This is a genomic window from Paraburkholderia nodosa DSM 21604 (genome assembly GCF_000519185.1).
Taxonomy (GTDB): Bacteria; Pseudomonadota; Gammaproteobacteria; order Burkholderiales; family Burkholderiaceae; genus Paraburkholderia; species Paraburkholderia nodosa.
In genome coordinates this window covers 78,562-97,878 of record NZ_JAFA01000033.1, presented here as the reverse complement: position 1 = coordinate 97,878, position 19,317 = coordinate 78,562, and the positions used below count along the sequence as shown (strand labels likewise).

Sequence of the window (19,317 nt, the reverse complement as noted above, 5' to 3'; positions counted from 1 at the left end):
TCGGCCAAGGGCTGCGCTGCATAGTGCACCTCATAGGTCGGTTGAGTTGGTGTTTACGCGGTCGAGCGTCGGCCACGGGTCTTTCCCTGGTGCTGGAATTTCACCGGTGCGTCAGCGCCGGGCGGTTCGAAGAGATACCCTCCCTTGTCGTCGTAGCGCTGCGCTACAAGCAGGCCTGCACGACGCCAGGTCTTGATCGTCGTCGGCATCACATCCAACTGCTCTGCGATCTCGTCCAGGGTGAGCATTCCGCGTGCGCGCAGCCTGTCATGATGACTCGGTAGCTTATGGGATAGTCGAAGCCGCGTGATCATTCTGGAAGTAAACCGCTTGCCCCAGCCGGAGGCGCGCCCCTGACGATTAAGCTGCTCTGCCGTTTCACTCTCGGTGTAATCGTTGAGAAGCCGGTCCATTTCGGCGATGACTGCGCGAGGGGTTTGCCGTAATATCCACGCTGGCTTGGACAGCGGCACATGTAGCGTATGCGTGGCGCCGCCATTAAAGCGGACCTGAACGCAGATGTCTGCACCCTTGAGCAAAGTCACATCAGCAATGAGCAGTCGCGCCATGCGCTTTCGCTCGCGATCAGGTGTGCGCGGATCGTTCCAGAGACGAGGGAAGTCTCTCGCGAGAGTCATGATGCTTGCACGCTGTTTATCGTTAAGTCCTGCGCGATCAGCTTCGCGCTGCTTTTCGTAGTGGTCCTGAGCTTCGGTGAGAGCACGTAGCGCCTGATTCCATTCCGATTCAAGCGAATCCGCGACCAGTCGATTCGCGGGATCCACCTGCATATAGCGGCGCCGCGCCAGATCGGCCTCGTAGCGTGCTCGTTCAAACTCCTGGCGGTGCAGTCGGTCGCGCTCGTCAGAGCGGTTCTCAAGTTCTTCCTGTACTGCAAGCGCGACCTCAAGTGTGACTGGCGTGACAGTTTCCACGAGCAACCTGCCGACGGCCTCGTCAAGCTCTCCACCGCGAACATGCTGGCACACCGGCCGCCCATGTTTGACGCTGTGGCGCTGGCACATGTAGTCCGGTACCCTGCGTGTACCCTGGACGTGATAGCGCACTGTCATCCGCTCACCGCATTTGGCACATATCGCGAGGCCTTGCAACAGCGCCGGCCCCTCACGCGGCGCGCCCTTTTCCCGATCCATGCCCAGTGCGTGGGCATTCTCCCGCAACACCTGAACATTCTGTTCGAACTCTTCCCAGCTTACATAGGCCTCGTGGGCGTCGGGGATCAGCGACACCCATTCCTCAGAGGGCAGCCGGGCGCTGACCTTCTGCCCGTCGGGATGATTGCGATTGCGCGTGCGCCCGAAGCAGTACGCACCTGCGTACCGCGGGTGATGCAGAACCCACAGTACGCGTGAGTGCTCGAGCTCGCTCCACAGCACATCATCTTTGCGTGCTCCGTGGTGGACACGATGCGGGAACAGAAGGCCCTGCTCACGGAAGGCCTTGACAGTTGCTGTGGCCGAACCGGTGCGCCGAAACGTGCGGAAGAGATGCCGGATGCTTTCCTGGATACGTGCGTCGGGATCCAGACGCACGCGCGATTCCGTGTCGTAGACAAAGCCGATGGGCAACCGCATCTCCAGCTCTCCGCGACGTGCCTTATTGAGGATGCCGCCGCGCAGTCGTGCCCGCATGACGTGCAACTCGGCCTCGCTCATCGTGCCCTTCAGGCCGAGCAGCAATCGATCATTGAAGTGCGCGGGATCGTAGACGCCATCCTCGTCGAGGATCAGACAGTCGGCCAGTGCGCAAATCTCCAGTAGCCGATGCCAGTCGGTGGAGTTGCGCGCCAGGCGCGACACCTCGAGCCCCATCACAATCCCGGCGCGGCCCAGGCTTACCTCAGCGACCAGGCGCTGGAACCCCTGGCGATCAACCGAGGACGCGCCAGACAGGCCGAGGTCCGAGTCGATGACGACCACCTGATCAGTTTGCCATCCGAGGGCGATCGCGCGCTGTCGCAGGTTGTACTGGCGCTCGGTGCTCTCGGTATTCTCAAACAGCTGTCGCAACGTAGACTGCCTGACATACAGGTAGGCGTCTCTTTTCAGATGTCGGGCCTGAACTTTCGCGTGCGCCTGATCGGTCATGCCATCACCTCCGCTGTCGCAATTGCCATCGTCGCCACGACGGCGACCAGGTTCTGTTCGAGACTGGCAGGCAGGTTCAGCCCGCCCGGCCGCGCAACCGGTAATGGACTAAACGGAAACGCTTCGGTCACAGACTTCATCCAGACCGCCATGCCTTTGAACATGAACAGCGCACGGCCTCGCATCAGCGTCGGACCGCCTCCGCCTGGCTCGAGAGCCTCCTGCCGCAAGATCTCGTAGCTTCGGCTCAGGGACTGGGTATCGCGCGCCGTTACGGGAGGATTTACCGCAGTTTTTTTTTCAAACGCGCCAGGGCGCGTTCCACGGTGCGTCGATGCACCGCCAGGCCAAACTGCTCCGCAATCAGATCAACCAGTTCCTGCACGTCCGGCTCAGCGTGAGTCGCGCGCGCTTCTTCGATGAAGCGCATCACCTCATCGGTAATCTTGTGAGGTCCGTGCGGCCCCCGCTTGACCGGCAGCAGCCCGGCGAGGCCATCGCGCTCGAAGTCGGCCTGTGCCTTGTAGAAAGTCGGCCGGCTGACTCCGAAGTGTGCGGCGGCATCCGCGACGGTTTGCCCTTCCACGCGCACGCGTCGCAGCATTTCGTATCGGACCTGAACCAGATCCCGGGGATCGAAGAAGTCGCTGCCAACGAAGGCATGATCATCGATGTCCTGAGGGCGCGGATTCACCGTGCCACTCTCTTCGAGAGCAGCGAGTTTGGGGTCGGGCTTTCGTGTGCGGGTCATATGTAATGTAAATTATGCCCATAAACAGACGATGTCAAGGCCATTTTTTTGAATTTCACCAGACACCCCTGTCAAGCACGCGGCGAATTACGAATTTCACCCGGGTCTAAGCGCGCTTGCTTCCGCAAATGGCATAATTTATTTTACATGTATGGCATTATTTGCTTGACGGCTTGCGCCCGCCCGAACGCCTTTTTGGATGTCCGCCAGTTTCTTTGTGCCGCGCAATCAGCATGGTCAATTGCAACAGATCTTCGATGCGGAAATGCGATCGTCCCGCCGAAACCATCTCGAATGCATCGGGCGCCGCGGCGCTCGTCCAGGCTGCCGGCATACGTTTCAGGTCACCCGCGTCGTCGTGGAAGTAGACGCGGTCTTCTCCCCACGTGTTGCGCCGATCCACAAGCGCGAACTCTCGCCCATACAACGGATGGAAGGGATGCGTGATACGGAATAACTGTGTCTCATCGTTCAGATCGCGTGCAGTTGACTGCTTTTGCCAAGGGCCGTGTGGAGCGGGCGCATCTGACGCTGCAGGACCGCCTGGTGAAGGAGCTGCGCCTGCGCGGTATCAGCACCGTTGCCGATGCCAATGCGTATGCGCCCGCCTTCATGCGCGCCTACAACACGCGCTTTGCGAAGGCACCGCGCAGCACGTTTGATGCGCACCGGCCGCTGCGCGGGGATGAGAATCTGGACGCCCTGCTCACCTGGCGCGAGACGCGGCGCGTGACGAAGGCATTGACGGTGCAGTACGACCGCGTGATGTACCTGCTGGACGATACGCCGGAGAACCGCAAGCTCATTCACCGCTACATCGAGGTCTGGGAGTATCCGGACGGGCGCATCGAGATTCGGGCTGACGGGCAGGTGCTGCCGTATCGCGAGTATGACCGGCTCACCGAGGTGGACCAGGGCGCGGTGGTCGAGCACAAGCGGCTCGCGCATGCGCTCGCGGTGGCGCAGGAACTGCAGGCACAGCGCGACGACCGGCGCGCCTCGGGCTCGCCCTCGCGCACGAACCGCGGCATCGAGGTGCGCAGGGCCGAACGCGTACCGGGCACGAAGAAGCAGCGCGAGTTCACGAAGGCGGACATGGAAGCGGTGATCGTGAAGCTGGCGCAGGCCCCAAAGCCAGATTCAAAACCTGGCCGGCGGTCTGCGAGGGCTCGCTGAATGGGCACCAGCGCCCTGCGGCTTCAGACGCTATCCTTCAACACGGAATGGAGATCGAACCAGGGAAAGACAGAAGCAAACCTTGGTAAAACCCGACATTTCTATTGAGCCGGAGATCGGACATCTCTATTTGGCCGGGACATTTCGTGTGAGTCCCAAGTTCAGATGTCGTGTTTCCGCTAAATACAGATGTCGTGTTTGGACACCAGGTTCGTCGTCCACGACGGCAACCATCGAATCGGCGCTGCAAACGGCAACCGCGGAACTCGCACAGTTAATGCTGGCGAGCGGCAACACCTCGGGGCTCGTGAACGATACCGTCTGAGTGACCGGAGAGTCACGACGTACCCGATGCAATCTTGAATTCCGAAACGACATCGTCGAGCAGCGCCGCCTGCTCCTTGAGCGATTGCGCTGCGGCTGCAGCCTGCTCGACAAGTGCTGCATTTTGCTGAGTGGTTGTGTCCATTTGCACGACCGCGCCACTCACCTGCTCGATGTCGTGGCTCTGTTCCTGCGTGGCCCGGTGCAACTCAGCCATCAAACCGCTTACCGCTGTGACTGACGACACGACCTCGGTCATGATCGTGCCCGCCCTTTGCGCGAGCAGCGAACCCTCGTCGATCTTTCCGACGGTAGCGTCAATCAACTGCTTGATCTCCTTTGCCGCCTGGGCACTTCGCTGAGCGAGACTTCGGACTTCACTGGCGACGACTGCAAAACCGCGCCCGAGTTCTCCAGCCCGTGCCGCCTCGACGGCGGCATTCAGCGCCAGAATGTTGGTCTGGAAGGCGATGCTTTCAATCAGGCCCACGATTTCGGCGACCTTGCTGGAATGCACCGATATGCCTTGCATCGTCCGGACGACTTCGTGAACCACCTCGCCACCGGCAGATGCTGTTTGTGAAGCCACCAATGCCTGTCGGCTCACGGTATTGGCTGTCTCCGCGTTTTTCTTGACGGCCCGCGTCAACTGGGCCATGTTCGCGGCAGCAAGTTCAAGCGACGCTGCCTGTTGCTCGGTTCGCCGGGAAAGATCTGCGCTGCCAGAGGCAATCTCCTGTGCGCCGACGTTGATGGTTTCCGTTCCGCCGCGAACGCTACGGACAGTTCGCACCAGCGCGTCCTGCATCGTCCTGACGTCCGCCATGAGCATTCCCATCTCGTTCCGATATTCGGCGAGCACATCACCCTGAAGATTGCCTGAGGCAATGCGCGCGAGATGTGCCTTGATTTCGGCGACAGGGCGCACAACGATTCCGACGAGGATCAGCCTCGCGACTATTCCCACGGCAAGTGCGACGATCGCCGTTCCGGCAAGCACGGCGACCATCAAATGAAAGCGGGACTGCGCCTGCGCAAAACGTTCCCGTTGCAAGTCGACGACCGCACTCTCACGTTCCTTCATCGCGCTCTGATAAGACGCCACCGCATCCTGTGTCGCCTTCCCCTGGAGTTCCTTGAAGCGGCCGAAATCCATTTGGCCGAGCGCGTCAGCCGCTGGCAGGATTGCCTTGTCGAGGACCGACCGCCGCCGCCCCGTCAGTTGCCTCGCCGCCTCGGAGTCCGTGCCCGATTGCAGCGAAAGATACTTCGAGAATTCTAGTTCGGAATCCTTTAAATCCTGTCGCGCACCCGAAAGCAACGCCGGTTCCGGGTCGCCCAGACCATACAACGAAAGGTAGCTGTCGAGCGAAACGCGTGCACGCTGAAGCAAGGCGTCACTGGTCTTCAGCGCGACGAGCGAACTGGTATCAACTTCATACATGGCTCGCAGCGCGTCGTTGTTCAGCTTCAGCGCCAGAATGCCCGCAGAACTCGTCAAGGCGAGGATGACGACAAACACCGAAATTACGCAGGTCAGCCCGCTTTTGATACTGAATCCCTTGAGCATATTTCCCCCCGATTCATGACGTGTCAAATAGATCTCTCACGCGGGCCGTGACGACTTTTTATTAATATGAAAAGATTCCAGCGCTGCCCCGCCGCGCCCTGCCCGACGCAGCGCCGGACAGCGCTACTGGAATAAGCCGCTACTCCGTCGAGTAGCGCGCGGTCCTCGTCAGCGACGTCAGACGTTCGACTGTGAAGCTGACCCGACGGCTGAGCGTTTGTCCGGCAGCAAGAACTGTCAGCCCGTGCACATCATCACCGTTGCGAATGTAATGGTGTTCCGATTGATCATTCATCACCTGGAACGAAAACGAATCCTCTTCCGGATAGGCACGAAGGCGATAGCAGTCCGTGTTTCCCACGATCGCGAGAGAAATCTGTCGCGCCGGCCATTCGACTAGCGCCCTCCCTCCCCAGCCAGTGAATGCGTGGTCAACCACCTTCGCCGGCAAAGGGTATGTCACCCCGAATTGCCACGCGAACGGAGCCGGAACGAGCCTGGGAGTCTTTCCGTTTTCCCGTGCAATCCATATCCCGCCTGCCGGTGCGCTTATGCGGGTATCCGAATCCCGCATCAGGACCGGACTGATTTCGATTCCGCACAGTAGCGGCGTGTGTCCCGTATTCTCGAACTCGACGGCTATTTCCAGTGTCGGCCCGTCAAGCTCGTATGTCTGGACCGCCCTATAGCGATCGGAGAACCCGGTTTTCAAGCAGAGAGATCTTTCTCCGCTTGAGTCGATTTCCCAGTCACCCATCGGTGCAACATCGGGGGCAACACCGGCCACCGGAAGCAGCCGACTTGCGCCGATTGGCTGTGATCCTGACGACGTCGCGGAAGCCCCGATGTCCTGCGCCGCATTCTGAACCCAGATCGACGGTTGACACGATAGTCGACGGGGAGCCGGCATATGCCCTCGCCGCTGCGCCTGTCGAAAGACGGGCGTCCATGTCCCCCGGTCGTTCCACTCCAGTTGCGCAATCCCGCCGTGGCTCCCTGCCTCTACGTCGAGCCTCAGACAGGCGTTCGAAAGCGTTGTTTGCCGATACGCCTTCCCGGCTGCGCCATGCTCTGGCTCGCCAGGTCGCGCCGCCTTCCCGAAGACTGGCTTTCGTAAATCCGTATCCCGTAAGTCGAGCACGTTCTCCCCTCCCGTTCAGACAGACTGGATATCAACCCGAGACGATCAGGTCGTCGTGACGAGATCAACGCTACGACGCTTATCCCGCCCCCGCTGCCCACCGTGCGATGGCCCGGCCGATGTCGGCGCGAAGCCCCCGCCGCCCTTGCGGCGTCGACCCGCGTGCCGCTCGATGACCCGCTGCAGCAGACAGAACACGCAGAGCAATGCGCCGATGACGATGCGCGTCCACCACGAACTCAACGTGCCGTCGAAGGTGATCAGCGTCTGGATGGTGCCGAGGATGCCGACGCCGAATAGCGATCCGATTACGTAGCCGACCCCGCCGGTCAACAACGTTCCGCCGATCACCGTTGCGGCGATGGCATCGAGTTCCATCCCCTGTGCCTGCAGTCCGTACCCGGAGAGCACATACAGCGTAAAGATCACCCCGCCCAGCGCCGAGCAGAAGCCGCTCAACGCATACACAGCGATCTTCGTTCTTGCAACTGGCAAGCCCATAAGGAGCGCAGAGCGCTCATTGCCGCCAATCGCATAAACGTTACGCCCGAAGCGCGTAAAGTGCGCGATGAAAATCGCGACGACGAGCGTCGCAATGCCCACCAGCGATCCGGCATTCAGGGAGCCGCCGCCGACCGGAATATTCAGAGACGCAACCGCATGGAACGTCGGCTCGTCGATCGTGATCGATTCCGTCGTGATCAGGAAGCAGGCGCCGCGGGCCAGGAACATGCCCGCGAGCGTGATGATGAACGGTTGCAGGCGGAAGAAGTGAATCAGCGCCCCCATCGCCGCACCGTAAAGCGCGCCGAAAACCAGCACGATTGGCACGACGACCCAGATGGGCCAATGCAGCCACTGCGCGCCCACAGCGCACAGTATCGTAGTCAGGGCAACCACAGCGCCGACGGACAGGTCGATGCCCCCCGACAGGATCACGAACGTCATGCCAATCGCCACGACAAGCAGAAACGCGTTGTCAACGAACAGGCCCGTCAATACCTGCATCGAAAAGAAGCCGGTGTACATGACGGACCCAAAACCGAACAGCGCAGCGAACAGCACGATCGTTGCGACGATGGGCAGGGTTCTCGGATCAGCCAGACGGCCAGTCAGCTTTCTCATGATGGACTCGTTCCGGTGGATGCGCGTTCGCGCGCCGGGGAAAGAAGATGTTTCACCTGCTTGACAAACAGCGCACGCGCAGTTTCGGACTGAATGACACTCACCACGACCACGACCACCGCCTTGACAACGAGTGTGGCTTCCGGCGGCACACCGATCGAATAGGTCGTGTAGGTCAACGTCTGGATGATCAATGCGCCGAGCACCGTGCCACCAAGACTGAAGCGGCCGCCAAGCAACGACGTCCCGCCGAGCGTCACGGCCAGAATCGCGTCGAGTTCGAGCAACAGTCCCGCATTGTTTCCATCAGCACTCCGTACGTTCGAGCTGGCGATGATCCCGGCGAGCGCCGCCATCAACCCGCAGATGACGTACACGCCGAAGACGATCGCGCCGGAACGCAGCCCGACCAGTCGCGTTGCGACAGGATTGACGCCAATGGAGCGAACGAAAAGTCCCAGAGCGGTGCGGTTCACCAGAAGCGCGAGCGCGAGCGTCACCACGACGGCGATCCAGACCGAGCAGGGAACCATCGCCAGATACCCATCACCCAGCCTGAGGTAGCCCGGTGCACTAATGGGAATGATCTGGCCACCTGTCAGCAACTGTGCAACGCCCCGCCCTGCCACCATCAGAATCAGTGTGGCGATGATCGGTTGCATCCCGACGAGCGCGACGAGCAGACCGTTCCACATCCCGGCCAACAGTCCGACGGCAATCGCCGCCCCAAGCGCAATGCCAACGCGCGACGGATCCGCCTCGAGGATGATCGCGGCGGCCGCGCCGGCAATGGCCACCGTTGCTCCGACCGAGATGTCGATGCCTCGCGTCGCGATGACGAGCGTCATTCCGAGGGAGACCATCACGAGCGGCGCAGCACGATTGAGGATGTCAATCGGCGCGCCGAAAAGATGACCGTCGAGGACAGTCACCGAGAGAAAGCTCGCGCGATGCGCAACGTCCAGAAGAATCAGCAAGATGAGTGTGATGGCGGGCCAGACCAGTTGATGCCGCACCAGCGCGCGAACCGACTTCATGACTCGCCTCCTGCGATGAGTTGATACACCTGATCCTCCGAGAGGCGATCGCCCGCGATCTCGGCGACCTTGCGACGGTCACGCAGGACAGCAATCCTGTGACTGACGCGAACCACCTCACTCATTTCAGAAGAGATAAAGAGAATTGCGAGGCCTTTCGCGCAAAGCGAACGCACACGGTCCATGATCTCGAACTTCGCGGCAACGTCGATACCGCGCGTGGGCTCATCCATGATCAGCAGTTTCGGCTCGGTCGCGAGCCAGCGGGCGAGCAACACCTTTTGCTGGTTTCCCCCGGAGAGCAGGCCGATGGGCTGCTCTGCGTCACGCGCCTTGATTCCGAGTTGTGCGATGTATTGATCGGCCATTTTCCTTTGACGGGAGTAACTCAGCATGCGCCACCACCCACGTCGCGCCTGTAACGCCAGAACGATGTTCTCCCGGATCGACAACGCTGCTACGATTCCTTCTTTTTTTCGATCCTCCGGGCAATAGGCGATGCCATGTCGCACCGCGTCTCGCGGCGAAGCGAGCTTCGCGCGTTGTCCGTCGATCAGCATCGTCCCGGTGTCCGGGCGCTCGGCGCCGAACACCAGCCGCGCTGTTTCGGTGCGGCCGGAACCGAGCAGTCCAGCAAGGCCAACGATCTGGCCAGGACACACGTCGAGATCGACGGGACTCATCAAGCCACGCCGACCCACACCCTGCATGGAAAGAAAAGGGGCGGCCGCTGCATCCGGGTGCGGATCGTCCGACGTGCCTGCCTTCATCGTCTCGTTCATGCCTTCCCGGCCAGTCATCTTTGCGACCAGCACGTCGACGGGCAGGTCCTTTGCCAGGTACTCGCCTTCTCGTGCACCATTACGCATGACGGTGATCCGATCCGACACGGCGTAGGTCTGCTCGAGAAAGTGCGTCACGAACAGAATCGCCATTCCCGATTCCTTCAAGCGGCGCAGCACGGCGAAAAGCCGCGCGACTTCGCCGTCATCGAGACTCGACGTCGGCTCGTCGAGAATGAGCACGCTCGCGTCGACGGAGACGGCGCGCGCGATTGCCACCATTTGCTGGACCGCAATCGGGTAGGAATCCAGCGAGTGCGTGACATCAATGTAAAGATCCAGCGCGGCCAGCGCGTCCCGCGCCTGCAGGTTGATCGCCTTCCAGTCGATTGCTCCGCGCTTCTTCGGATGCCGGCCGGCGAAAATGTTCTCCGCCACGGAAAGATTCGGGCAGAGGTTCACTTCCTGATAGAGCGTCTGGATCCCGGCGGCTTCGGCGTCCAGCGGCGCAGTGAAGCGAACCGGCTTCCCAGCGAGGCAGATTTCGCCGCGATCGTGTGCGAATACGCCGGTGAGCACGTTGATGAGCGTTGATTTGCCCGCGCCGTTCTGGCCCATCAACGTGTGAATCTCACCGGGAAACAGCCGAAAATCGACCTGCTGCAACGCCTTGACGCCCGGAAACGTCTTGTCGATGCCGGTCATTTCGAGAATGGGTACAGGGTTCATGGTGTTCGCGAGTTCCGCGGACGGACTCGCCAATGGTGTCGGGGACGAGCCGGCGCGCTCAGGAGCGATGCTCCCGAGCGCGCCCGTCAGCGGCTGGATATGACGTGCAGATCAGTACTTCCGGCTCGGCATGACTTGCGCTGCGACATTCATCGGAAAGATGCCTTCGTCGGTCACGATGCGCCGCGGAACCTGCTTGCCGGCCACGATGTCCTTCACCGCCGCCATCAGCTGGGGGCCGAGCAGCGGGCTGCATTCGACGTCCACGTTGATCTTCCCGTCCACCATGGCCTGAAAGCCACCCTTCGTCGCATCGAAGGAAACCACCGTGACATCCTTGCCCGGCTTGATGCCTGCTTCTTCCATGGCCTGGATTGCGCCAAGCGCCATATCGTCGTTATGGGCATAGACCACATTGATCTTTTTGCCATACGTCTTCGCAAACGCTTCCATCACCTGCTTGCCGCCCGCAAGCGTGAAGTCACCGCTTTGCGACGCGATAACCTTGAACTTCGGATCGCTCTTGATCACTTCCATCAGACCCGCATGACGGTCGTTGGCAGGCGCGGAACCGACCGTCCCTTGCAGTTCTGCGATGTTGATGGGTCCCGGCTCGTTCTTGTAACGCTCTTCGAGCCAGTGACCTGCGCGGCGCCCTTCCTCCATGAAGTCAGAACCGATCATCGTCGTATAGAGCGAGGGATCCTTCACGTCGATCGCGCGATCGGTGAGGACGACAGGGATCTTTGCACGCTTCGCCTCTTCGAGCACCGGCTCCCAGCCCGACTCGACGACCGGCGAAAACGCAATAACGTCAACCTTCTGCGCGATGAACGAGCGGATCGCCCTGATCTGGTTTTCCTGCTTCTGCTGGGCGTCCGAGAACTTCAGGTTGATGCCGGCATCCTTTGCAGCCGCTTTCACCGACACGGTGTTTGCCGTGCGCCATGCGCTTTCGGCGCCCACCTGGGAGAACCCAAGCGTAATCGGCTTGCCCTGTGCGAATGCGCTTGTCCCCGCAGCAAGCGCGAACGCTGCTCCCACCATCGTACGTAGTGCGATCTTTCTGACCAGCTTCATTCTTCTGTCTCCGATGTACGAGTTTCTAATTGCTATTTTTCGCCATAGCCTGAACCTGCAATGCTCGCCGCACGTCAGTGACGGCAGCCATTGCGTTCAGGCTTCCCCGGTGCTTCTTCCGTTTGTCAGATCTGACGCTGTTCGAATCACCGGTCGAATGGATGCTTTAGCCAAAACGCAGGTATTCCGCTCCCCCTTGTGTCGTTAGATTTAAATTCCCGGGCAATGCTGGGTAAGGCAAGAACGTCATCGACTCGACCCCTTGCCTCGGGACAGCGCTCGATCAATGGGTCCGGCACAGTCTATGGAGAAGCCCGATAACCTTCTAATGAAAAATTCGCCGTCCGCGATATACGTTTTGGCATTGGTATAAATACCTACCTGCACCATGCTGGGGTAGTCGTCTTTTGGGTGCAGATTTTGGCGGCGGGAATTGGAAAGTCTCGATTTATCTATAAGAATGGCGACGTTCAATGCGCCTCATGGGTCTGCGGCTTCAGGTTTCGCAAATACCTGGAGTCAGCCCTTTTTTGCTTGCGTCAGCCACTGGTCGAGACTGATGCGGCCGATCCGCGCGTCGCCGAGCGGGACAAGCGATTGTTCCTCGACGCGGCCGCCGTAGTAGCGCGCATCACGATCCGTCACTACCGGGCGAGCATCGCCCACCGATTTCAGATAGCGCGAGACGATCTCCGCGAACGGCACGCGGTCGGGGCCGGCAATGTCGACCGTGCCGTTCAGCGGCGAGGCGAGCGCGACCTGCGCGAGGGCTGCCGCGACATCATCGGCGGCTATCGGCTGAAACAGTCCGTCGCCAACGCGTACCGTCCCGCCTTCGGTGCCGTAATCGGCGATTGCGCCGATGAATTCCATGAACTGGGTCGCGCGCAGGATCGTGTAAGGCACGCCGGCCGCCTCGATCGCTTCTTCCTGCGCGACCTTGGCAACGAAATACGCATTCTCCGGCGTGCGCTCGCACCCGACGATGGACAGTGCGACGTGATGGCGTACCCCAGCGGCCACTTCCGCTTTGCCGAGGTTGCGCGCCGAGTTGCGGAAGAAGTCGAGCACCGCCTGCGGCTCCCACGAGGGCGCGTTCGCCACATCCACGACGACGTCCGCGCCCGCTAGCGCACCGCTCAAGCCCTCCCCCGTCACGGCGTTCACACCGTTACGCGGCGACGCGGCAAGCGCCTCATGGCCCGCGTCGCCAAGCAGCTTCACGAGACGTGACCCGATCAGGCCGGAACCACCGATTACGACAATCTTCATGACAGATTCTCCAGATGAGAGGCAGTGAACGCGCGAAAGCGTTTGGCGGTATCGAATCGACTGAGAGGATCCGCCGCCGTCGCATCGCGTGAGGCTATTGTGGGAAGATCATGAACTATCGAAAAGTGCCAAGAATTGCCGCTTCGACCAGGCCAAGTCACTTCCACACCGCTTGCCAGCAAGACAGTCGTGCCCGCGCCGCCCGCCACATTCACCATCGATATCGATCGCCAGCAGCACTCGCCGATCTACCTGCAGATCTGCGAGCGCTTCAGAACGGCGATCGCTGCCGGGCACCTGCGTCCCGGCGATCGTGTGCCCGCTCTGCGCAGCCTCGCCACACAGCTGAACACGGCGCGCGGCACGGTTGAGCTGGCCTACACGATCCTGGTCGACGAGGGCTACCTGCAGATGCGCGGTGCGGCAGGCACCTTCGTGTCGCCCTCGCTGCCGGCGTCGGTCACGGGCCCTTCGCATGCGCAGATCGCCAGGGATTCGAACGGCAGGCAGAACACGAACGGAAAGGCCGCGCCGGAAGCACCGGGCGATTTGCGCGGCGCGCATGCGGCGCCGCGCCAGCTTGCCATTGCCGCCGCCATGAGCGGCGAGCCGCGACCGTTGCAGCCCGGGTTGCCGGCACTCGACGCGTTTCCCATCAAGGTATGGAATCGTCTCGTTTCGCATCGCGCGCGCAGCGGCGAGCGCGCGATGTTGGCGTACCCCGATCCGGCCGGTTACCGGCCCCTGCGCGAACACATCGCCACCTATCTCGGGTTGTCGCGCGGGGTGACCTGCCTGCCGGAGCAAGTGTTCATGACCGGCGGCTATCGCGCAACGCTCGAACTCGTATTGCGCAGTCTCGCCCGCCCGAACGATCGCGTATGGTTCGAAGATCCGGGCTATCTGCTCGCGCGCGGTTTTCTGGCCGAGACTGGCGTCCAGCTCGTAGCGGTGCCGGCGGATGATGAAGGCATCGATGTCGAACGCGGCAAACTTCTGGATGCGCAGGCGCGCTTCGCGCTGGTCACGCCGTCGCATCAGAGCCCGCTCGGGCGCACGCTGTCTCTCGCGAGACGCATGGCGCTGCTTGACTGGGCAGAGCAGGCATCGAGCTGGATCATCGAAGACGATTACGACAGCGAGTTCCGTTATCTCGGCCGTCCTTTGCCGGCACTGAAGAGCCTCGACCGGCACGATCATGTGATCTATTGCGGCACCTTCAGCAAGGTGATGTTTCCCGGTTTGCGGCTGGCGTATGCGGTAGTGCCGGAGCGGGCCGTCGAGCGCGTCGCTCGGGTGGCGTACAGCATGAATGCCGGATCGCCGACGCTATTGCAGGCGGCGTTGGCGGATTTCATCGAGCGGGGGCATTTTGCGCGGCATCTGAAGCGCATGCGTGCGTTGTACGCGCAGCGGCGCGTGCTGATCGTGCGCGCACTGGAGCAGGCCTTCGGCGAACGGCTGACTGTCGAATTGCCGCCGGGGGGAATCCAGTTTGCGGTGCGGTTCGCCGAAGGCCCTGATGCTCCGGTCGACGACGTCGCCGTTGCTGCGCGCGCCCGCGAAGCAGGGCTCGCCGTGCTGCCGCTTTCGATCTGGTACGCGAATGGCCGCACGCGGCACACGCCGCGCGGGCTTGTGATGGGGTTCGCGAACGTCGCCGATGCGGCTGAGGCCGCCCGGCTCGCGCGAACGTTGCGCGAGTGTCTCGAGGGGTGAGGCAGACGCCCGCCTCGCTTCATTCAACTCGACACGCCCGATTCGCAGCTGCCCCGATATCGACGGATTCGATCCCCGCGAATCTTCAAATATACACAGGCGTACTTAGGATCGGTGCCGCGAGGATTCGGCGCGTGATAAAGCCGAAGGTTGTGCGCGCGACCATCCGTGAACCGCCAATCGAGCTGGAATCGCGATCTGCCAGAACGCATACCAGCCACGCGCTCCCAAATCAAGTTCGACACAAAATTTTGCGCTGCACACAAAAACTGAGCAAAAAGTACAGAGCCGCTGCCCCGTTTTGGCGTGGCTGGCTCGCCAGGCCGGTGCTAACTTACGCTCGCTATCTACCGGCACGCAAACGCAACCGGCCGATAACAACCACTCGAACTAAAACCTTCCAGGAGACGGCAGTGAAAAGGTTCCACTATTCCGCACTGTGTGCGTTGCTGGGCGCGACCCTGCCTGTCGTGTCGGTCGCGCAGTCGTGCAATGTTCCTGTCATCAAGGTGCTCGCGCAGAAAAGTCTCGGCCTTACCGTGATGGAAAAGTCCTTGCCCGACTACGAGAAAAAGACCGGAACGAAGATCGAGATCAGCTACTTCGGAGAGAACGACCGCCGCGCAAAATCGCGGCTCGACGCGTCGACCGGCGCCGGTTCGTACCAGGTCTACTACGTGGATGAGGCGAATGTCTCCGAGTTCGCGACGGCGGGCTGGATCGTGCCTTTGCTGAAGTACTACCCCAACGAGGCCGACTACAACGACTTCCTGCCCGGACGCCGCGCTGTCGCGAGCTATAAGGGCGTCGCGTATTTCGCGCCGCTGATTGGCGGTTCCGACTTCCTGTTTTATCGCCGGGATATCCTCGAAAAAGCACATATGCCGGTGCCGCGCACGCTCGACGAGCTGGTTGCCGACATCAAGAAACTCAACGCGCCGCCGAACCTGTACGGCTGGGTAGCGCGAGGCCAGCGCGGCTCCGGCATGAATGTCTGGCGCTGGGCGCCGTTCATGCTCGCCGAAGGTGGAACATGGACCGACAAGCAGCAGCAACCCGCATTCAACTCACCGTCTGCCGTCAAGGCCACGCAGCTTTACACGGACCTCTTCAAGTATGCGCCGCCGGGCTCCACCACCTATGACTGGAGCAACGCGCTCGAGGCATTCCGCTCCGGCAAGGTGGCGTTCATGATCGAGTCGACGCCGTTCGCCGACTGGATGGAAGACCCCACCAAGTCGAGTGTTGCCGACAAGGTCGGCTACGTGAGGCCGCCCGCACCGCTGCCCTCCGCTGCTTACGGGCATGGACTGGCCATTTCAGCGGTCGGCGCGAAGGACGAATGCACCCGCCAGGCAGCCGGCAAGTTCATTGCGTGGGCAACAAGCAAGGAACAGGAGCAGGCACGCCTGCGTGACAACGTGTTCAGCGACTACAACCGCACGAGCACGATCGAAAGCGACTATTTCCAGAAGCACGTCAAACCGCAGATTCTCGCGGGCTTGAAGGATACGACGCCGGTGTCGAAAGTCACGTTCTGGCCGAGCCCCCAATGGCCGGATATCGGTGACAACCTCGGCGTGGCGCTCGAGGAAATCTTTACGGGCACGCAGAAGGACATTCAGGGCGCGCTCAACGATTCGACCCAGTACGCGCAAGATGCCATGGAGCATGCGCGCAAATGAGCGGCAGCGCGGGGACAAGCGCGAGGCGCGCGGGTCCCCTCTGTGCACGGGAGCGGCGGCATGCGCTCCCGAGTGTTCGAAGCTGGAGAGCTGAATGTTCAATCGCGGAAAGACTAGCCTTCCGTTCGTGTTTCTGGTGCCGCCTCTCGTTGCGATGGTGGTGCTGGGATTCGTGCCTACCATCGCGGCCATCAACCTCGCGCTCCGCAATCGCGTGTTGCGCTACCCGGACAGCGAGTTCGTATGGATGCGCAATTTCGTGCGCCTTGCTGCCGACCGGCGCTTCATCAACTCCATCGAGGTTTCGGCCATCTGGGAGGTCGTGACGGTGCTCGGCGCGGTCGCGCTCGGAATCGTCGTTGCCATTTATCTGTTCGAGCATGTGCACGGAAGGATGCGCAATGCCATCAGTGTGCTGTTGATCATCCCTGTGCTGTTGCCACGTGTTTCCGCGGCGTTTATCTGGAAGTTCATGTACTCGCCGCTCAATGGCATTCTCAGCTGGTTGATCGGCCTCTTCGGCATCACGAACACGGCCTTTCTCTCGGACCCGGCGCTCGCGCTCTATGCGGTCGCGCTGGTCGATATCTGGCAATGGGGCCTGTTCTTCTCAGTGGTCGTGCTAAAGCTGCTCGAGACGCTGCCGCCCGAGCCGCTCGAAGCCGCACGGCTCGACTACGCGAGCACCTGGCAGGTTTATGCATACATCGCGCTGCCAATGCTCAAGGCGCCGATCATGAGTCTTGTGTTCATCAAGATGGTGGAATCGCTGCGCTCGTTCGACCTGATTTACGTGATGACCAAAGGCGGCCCTGGCGTATCCACCGAAACGCTGGACATGTACGCGTACTCCCAGGGAATCGGCCTTGCAGGAAAGGTGTCGTACGCGTCGAGCATGGCGGTCCTGATGATGGTCGCCACGACCTTGATTTTCACGCTTATCTGGAAGCGGGTGAACAAATGGGAAGACTGATCTCCCGCAGTACGATCCTGCTGCTCGGTGTTGCGCTCGCCGTCGTGGCGGTGTTCCCGATCCTTTGGGCGGTGCTCAATTCACTGAAGAACCTGCTCGATATCGTCACGCCCACGCCGCGTTTCATCTTCACGCCGACGCTGGACAATTACCGGCAGGTGATTTCGAGCCCGGAGGTACTTATCGCACTGGAGAACAGTTCGGTCATCGTGGGCACCGCCGTCATCCTGGGCACGGTGCTCGGCGTGCCGGCAGCCTATGTGATCGCGCGTTTTCACGTTCCGGCAAAACGCGACATCCAGTTCTTTTTGCTGTCGCTGCGCTTCCTGCCGCCGGTCGCGGTAGCGATTCCGCTCATCGCGATCTGGGTGGACCTGGGCCTGTACGACACGCGGTTCTCGATGATCGTCACCTATCTGCTAACGACCTTGTCCACCATCACATGGCTGTCGATACCCGTGTTCCAGCGCATGCCGCGCGAGATCGAGGAGGCCGCCACGCTCGACGGTTATGGACCTTACGCGGTGTTCTGGCGCATTGCCTTGCCGACCTGTGGCAACACGCTGCTGGGCGGCATCATTTTCAGCTTCGTGCTGGTCTGGAACGAACTGATGATGGGCCTTGCGCTGACGTCCTCGCGCAGCGCCACCCTGCCGGTCGTGGCATCCGCCTTTACGTCGCTCGGTCAGGAAGTGCCGTGGGGCGTGATCAACGCGTCGACGGTACTGCTCGCACTGCCGCCAATCATCTTCGTGGGCGTGCTGATTCGCCTCCTGAACTCAATGGTCAAAGGTAAATAAGGAGAATGTTGTGAAGGCACTTGTACTGGAAGAAGCTCGACGCCTGAGCCTGCGGGACATCGATTTGCCGCTGGCGATCGGGCCACGCGATGTCAAGGTTCGCATCCATACCGTTGGCGTGTGCGGAAGTGACGTGCACTACTTCACGCACGGCCGCATTGGGCCGTTCAAGGTCGAGCAGCCGATGGTGCTCGGTCATGAGGCGTCGGGCACGATCGTCGAGGTGGGGGCCGAAGTCGGCCACCTGAAAGTTGGCGACCGGGTTTGCATGGAACCCGGCGTGCCGCAGTTCGATTCACGTGCCACCATGCGCGGATTCTACAATCTGGACCCTGCCGTGCGGTTCTGGGCCACTCCCCCGGTGCATGGCTGCCTGACCCCCTACGTGGTTCACCCGGCCGCATTCACCTACCGGCTTCCGGACAACGTCACGTTCGCGCAAGGCGCCATCGTCGAGCCCTTGTCGATCGGCCTGCAAGCAGCCACGAAGGCCGCCATGAAGCCCGGCGACGTGGCCGTCGTGATTGGCGCAGGCACCATCGGCGCCATGACGGCGCTCGCGGCGCTCGCGGGCGGTGCGTCGCGCGTGATCCTCGCCGACGTCGTGAAAGAGAAATTGCGCCATTTCGCAGGCAATCCGGCAGTGACTACCGTGAATGCCGCAGAGGAATCGCTGGAAGACGTGGTGCGCCAGGTGACCGAAGACTGGGGCGCCGATGTCGTGTTCGAAGCGTCGGGCAACGCGAAGGTCTTCGACACGCTGCTGGACCTCGTGTGTCCGGGCGGCTGCGCGGTGCTGGTGGGCATGCCGCCAGGCCCGGTCGCGCTCGACGTGGTAGCGATGCAGGCCAAGGAAATCCGGCTCGAATCCGTGTTCCGTTACGCAAACATTTTCCCGCGCGCGCTGGCCCTCATCAGTTCGGGAATGATCGACGTGAATCCGTTCATCACCCGCAAATTCGCGTTTTCAGACGGCATCAAGGCGTTCGAGGAAGCCGCTGCTGGCCGGCCCGAGGACGTGAAGATCCAGATCGAGATGGATTGA

Annotated in this window: 15 protein-coding genes and 1 pseudogene; 6 read left to right on the top strand and 10 right to left on the bottom strand. The window is 61.2% G+C overall.

The features are described from left to right. Nucleotides 1-53: 53 nt before the first annotated feature. The 4 genes from A3CW_RS0133920 to A3CW_RS48435 form a co-directional block, all read right to left on the bottom strand. On the bottom strand, nucleotides 54-2,108 hold the full coding sequence (locus tag A3CW_RS0133920) for a recombinase family protein (RefSeq protein WP_028206507.1): 2,055 nt from the start codon (nucleotides 2,106-2,108) through the stop codon (nucleotides 54-56). After that, a complete protein-coding gene (locus A3CW_RS0133915; RefSeq protein WP_211254090.1) occupies nucleotides 2,105-2,272 on the bottom strand; it encodes a hypothetical protein in 168 nt (55 codons plus the stop codon). Before A3CW_RS0133915 ends, A3CW_RS0133920 begins: the two co-directional genes overlap by 4 nt. A gap of 119 nt (nucleotides 2,273-2,391) precedes the next feature. Next, nucleotides 2,392-2,802: a helix-turn-helix domain-containing protein gene (locus A3CW_RS0133910; protein ID WP_245623763.1), complete on the bottom strand. Its 411-nt coding sequence runs from the start codon at nucleotides 2,800-2,802 to the stop codon at nucleotides 2,392-2,394. Between the two features lie 214 nt (nucleotides 2,803-3,016). Next, nucleotides 3,017-3,307 carry a DUF5372 family protein gene (locus A3CW_RS48435; RefSeq protein WP_063750872.1) on the bottom strand — a complete coding sequence of 97 codons (291 nt, stop codon included), beginning with the start codon at nucleotides 3,305-3,307 and terminating at the stop codon, nucleotides 3,017-3,019. 50 nt (nucleotides 3,308-3,357) lie between these two features. Between A3CW_RS48435 and A3CW_RS48430 the strand changes: the two are divergent. After that, nucleotides 3,358-4,035: pseudogene (locus A3CW_RS48430) on the top strand (ISNCY family transposase); the annotation flags it as partial. Nucleotides 4,036-4,372: 337 nt separating this feature from the next. On the opposite strand, the gene A3CW_RS0133895 reads toward A3CW_RS48430, so the two are convergent. The 6 genes from A3CW_RS0133895 to A3CW_RS0133865 form a co-directional block, all read right to left on the bottom strand. Beyond that, nucleotides 4,373-5,929: a methyl-accepting chemotaxis protein gene (locus A3CW_RS0133895; protein WP_028207523.1), complete on the bottom strand. Its 1,557-nt coding sequence runs from the start codon at nucleotides 5,927-5,929 to the stop codon at nucleotides 4,373-4,375. A 1,186-nt stretch (nucleotides 5,930-7,115) separates the two neighbouring features. Next, entirely contained in the window at nucleotides 7,116-8,195 is a 1,080-nt protein-coding gene (yjfF, locus tag A3CW_RS0133885) for a galactofuranose ABC transporter, permease protein YjfF (protein ID WP_028207521.1), read from the bottom strand. Next, nucleotides 8,192-9,232, bottom strand: a complete 1,041-nt coding sequence (locus A3CW_RS0133880) for an ABC transporter permease (protein ID WP_028207520.1) — start codon at nucleotides 9,230-9,232, stop codon at nucleotides 8,192-8,194. Before A3CW_RS0133880 ends, yjfF begins: the two co-directional genes overlap by 4 nt. Next, nucleotides 9,229-10,743, bottom strand: a complete 1,515-nt coding sequence (locus A3CW_RS0133875) for a sugar ABC transporter ATP-binding protein (protein ID WP_028207519.1) — start codon at nucleotides 10,741-10,743, stop codon at nucleotides 9,229-9,231. The genes A3CW_RS0133880 and A3CW_RS0133875 overlap by 4 nt, the downstream gene beginning before the upstream one ends. 111 nt (nucleotides 10,744-10,854) lie before the next feature. Further along, the gene (locus A3CW_RS0133870; protein WP_028207518.1) at nucleotides 10,855-11,823 is read right to left on the bottom strand and encodes an ABC transporter substrate-binding protein; all 969 of its coding nucleotides are present in this window, start codon (nucleotides 11,821-11,823) and stop codon (nucleotides 10,855-10,857) included. A gap of 519 nt (nucleotides 11,824-12,342) precedes the next feature. Further along, nucleotides 12,343-13,095, bottom strand: a complete 753-nt coding sequence (locus tag A3CW_RS0133865) for an SDR family oxidoreductase (RefSeq protein ID WP_028207517.1) — start codon at nucleotides 13,093-13,095, stop codon at nucleotides 12,343-12,345. A gap of 189 nt (nucleotides 13,096-13,284) precedes the next feature. Between A3CW_RS0133865 and pdxR the strand changes: the two genes are divergently transcribed. The 5 genes from pdxR (at nucleotide 13,285) to A3CW_RS0133840 (ending at nucleotide 19,317) form a co-directional block, all read left to right on the top strand. Further along, nucleotides 13,285-14,814, top strand: coding sequence for a MocR-like pyridoxine biosynthesis transcription factor PdxR (gene pdxR / locus A3CW_RS0133860; RefSeq protein ID WP_028207516.1), 1,530 nt, complete (start codon nucleotides 13,285-13,287; stop codon nucleotides 14,812-14,814). A 413-nt stretch (nucleotides 14,815-15,227) separates the two neighbouring features. Beyond that, entirely contained in the window at nucleotides 15,228-16,499 is a 1,272-nt protein-coding gene (locus A3CW_RS0133855; RefSeq protein ID WP_028207515.1) for an ABC transporter substrate-binding protein, read from the top strand. A 94-nt stretch (nucleotides 16,500-16,593) separates the two neighbouring features. Then, a complete protein-coding gene (locus tag A3CW_RS0133850) occupies nucleotides 16,594-17,472 on the top strand; it encodes a carbohydrate ABC transporter permease (protein WP_028207514.1) in 879 nt (292 codons plus the stop codon). Beyond that, complete coding sequence (locus tag A3CW_RS0133845) at nucleotides 17,460-18,272, top strand: carbohydrate ABC transporter permease (RefSeq protein WP_028207513.1); 813 nt, start codon at nucleotides 17,460-17,462, stop codon at nucleotides 18,270-18,272. The genes A3CW_RS0133850 and A3CW_RS0133845 overlap by 13 nt, the downstream gene beginning before the upstream one ends. A gap of 10 nt (nucleotides 18,273-18,282) precedes the next feature. Beyond that, a complete protein-coding gene (locus A3CW_RS0133840; protein ID WP_028207512.1) occupies nucleotides 18,283-19,317 on the top strand; it encodes an NAD(P)-dependent alcohol dehydrogenase in 1,035 nt (344 codons plus the stop codon).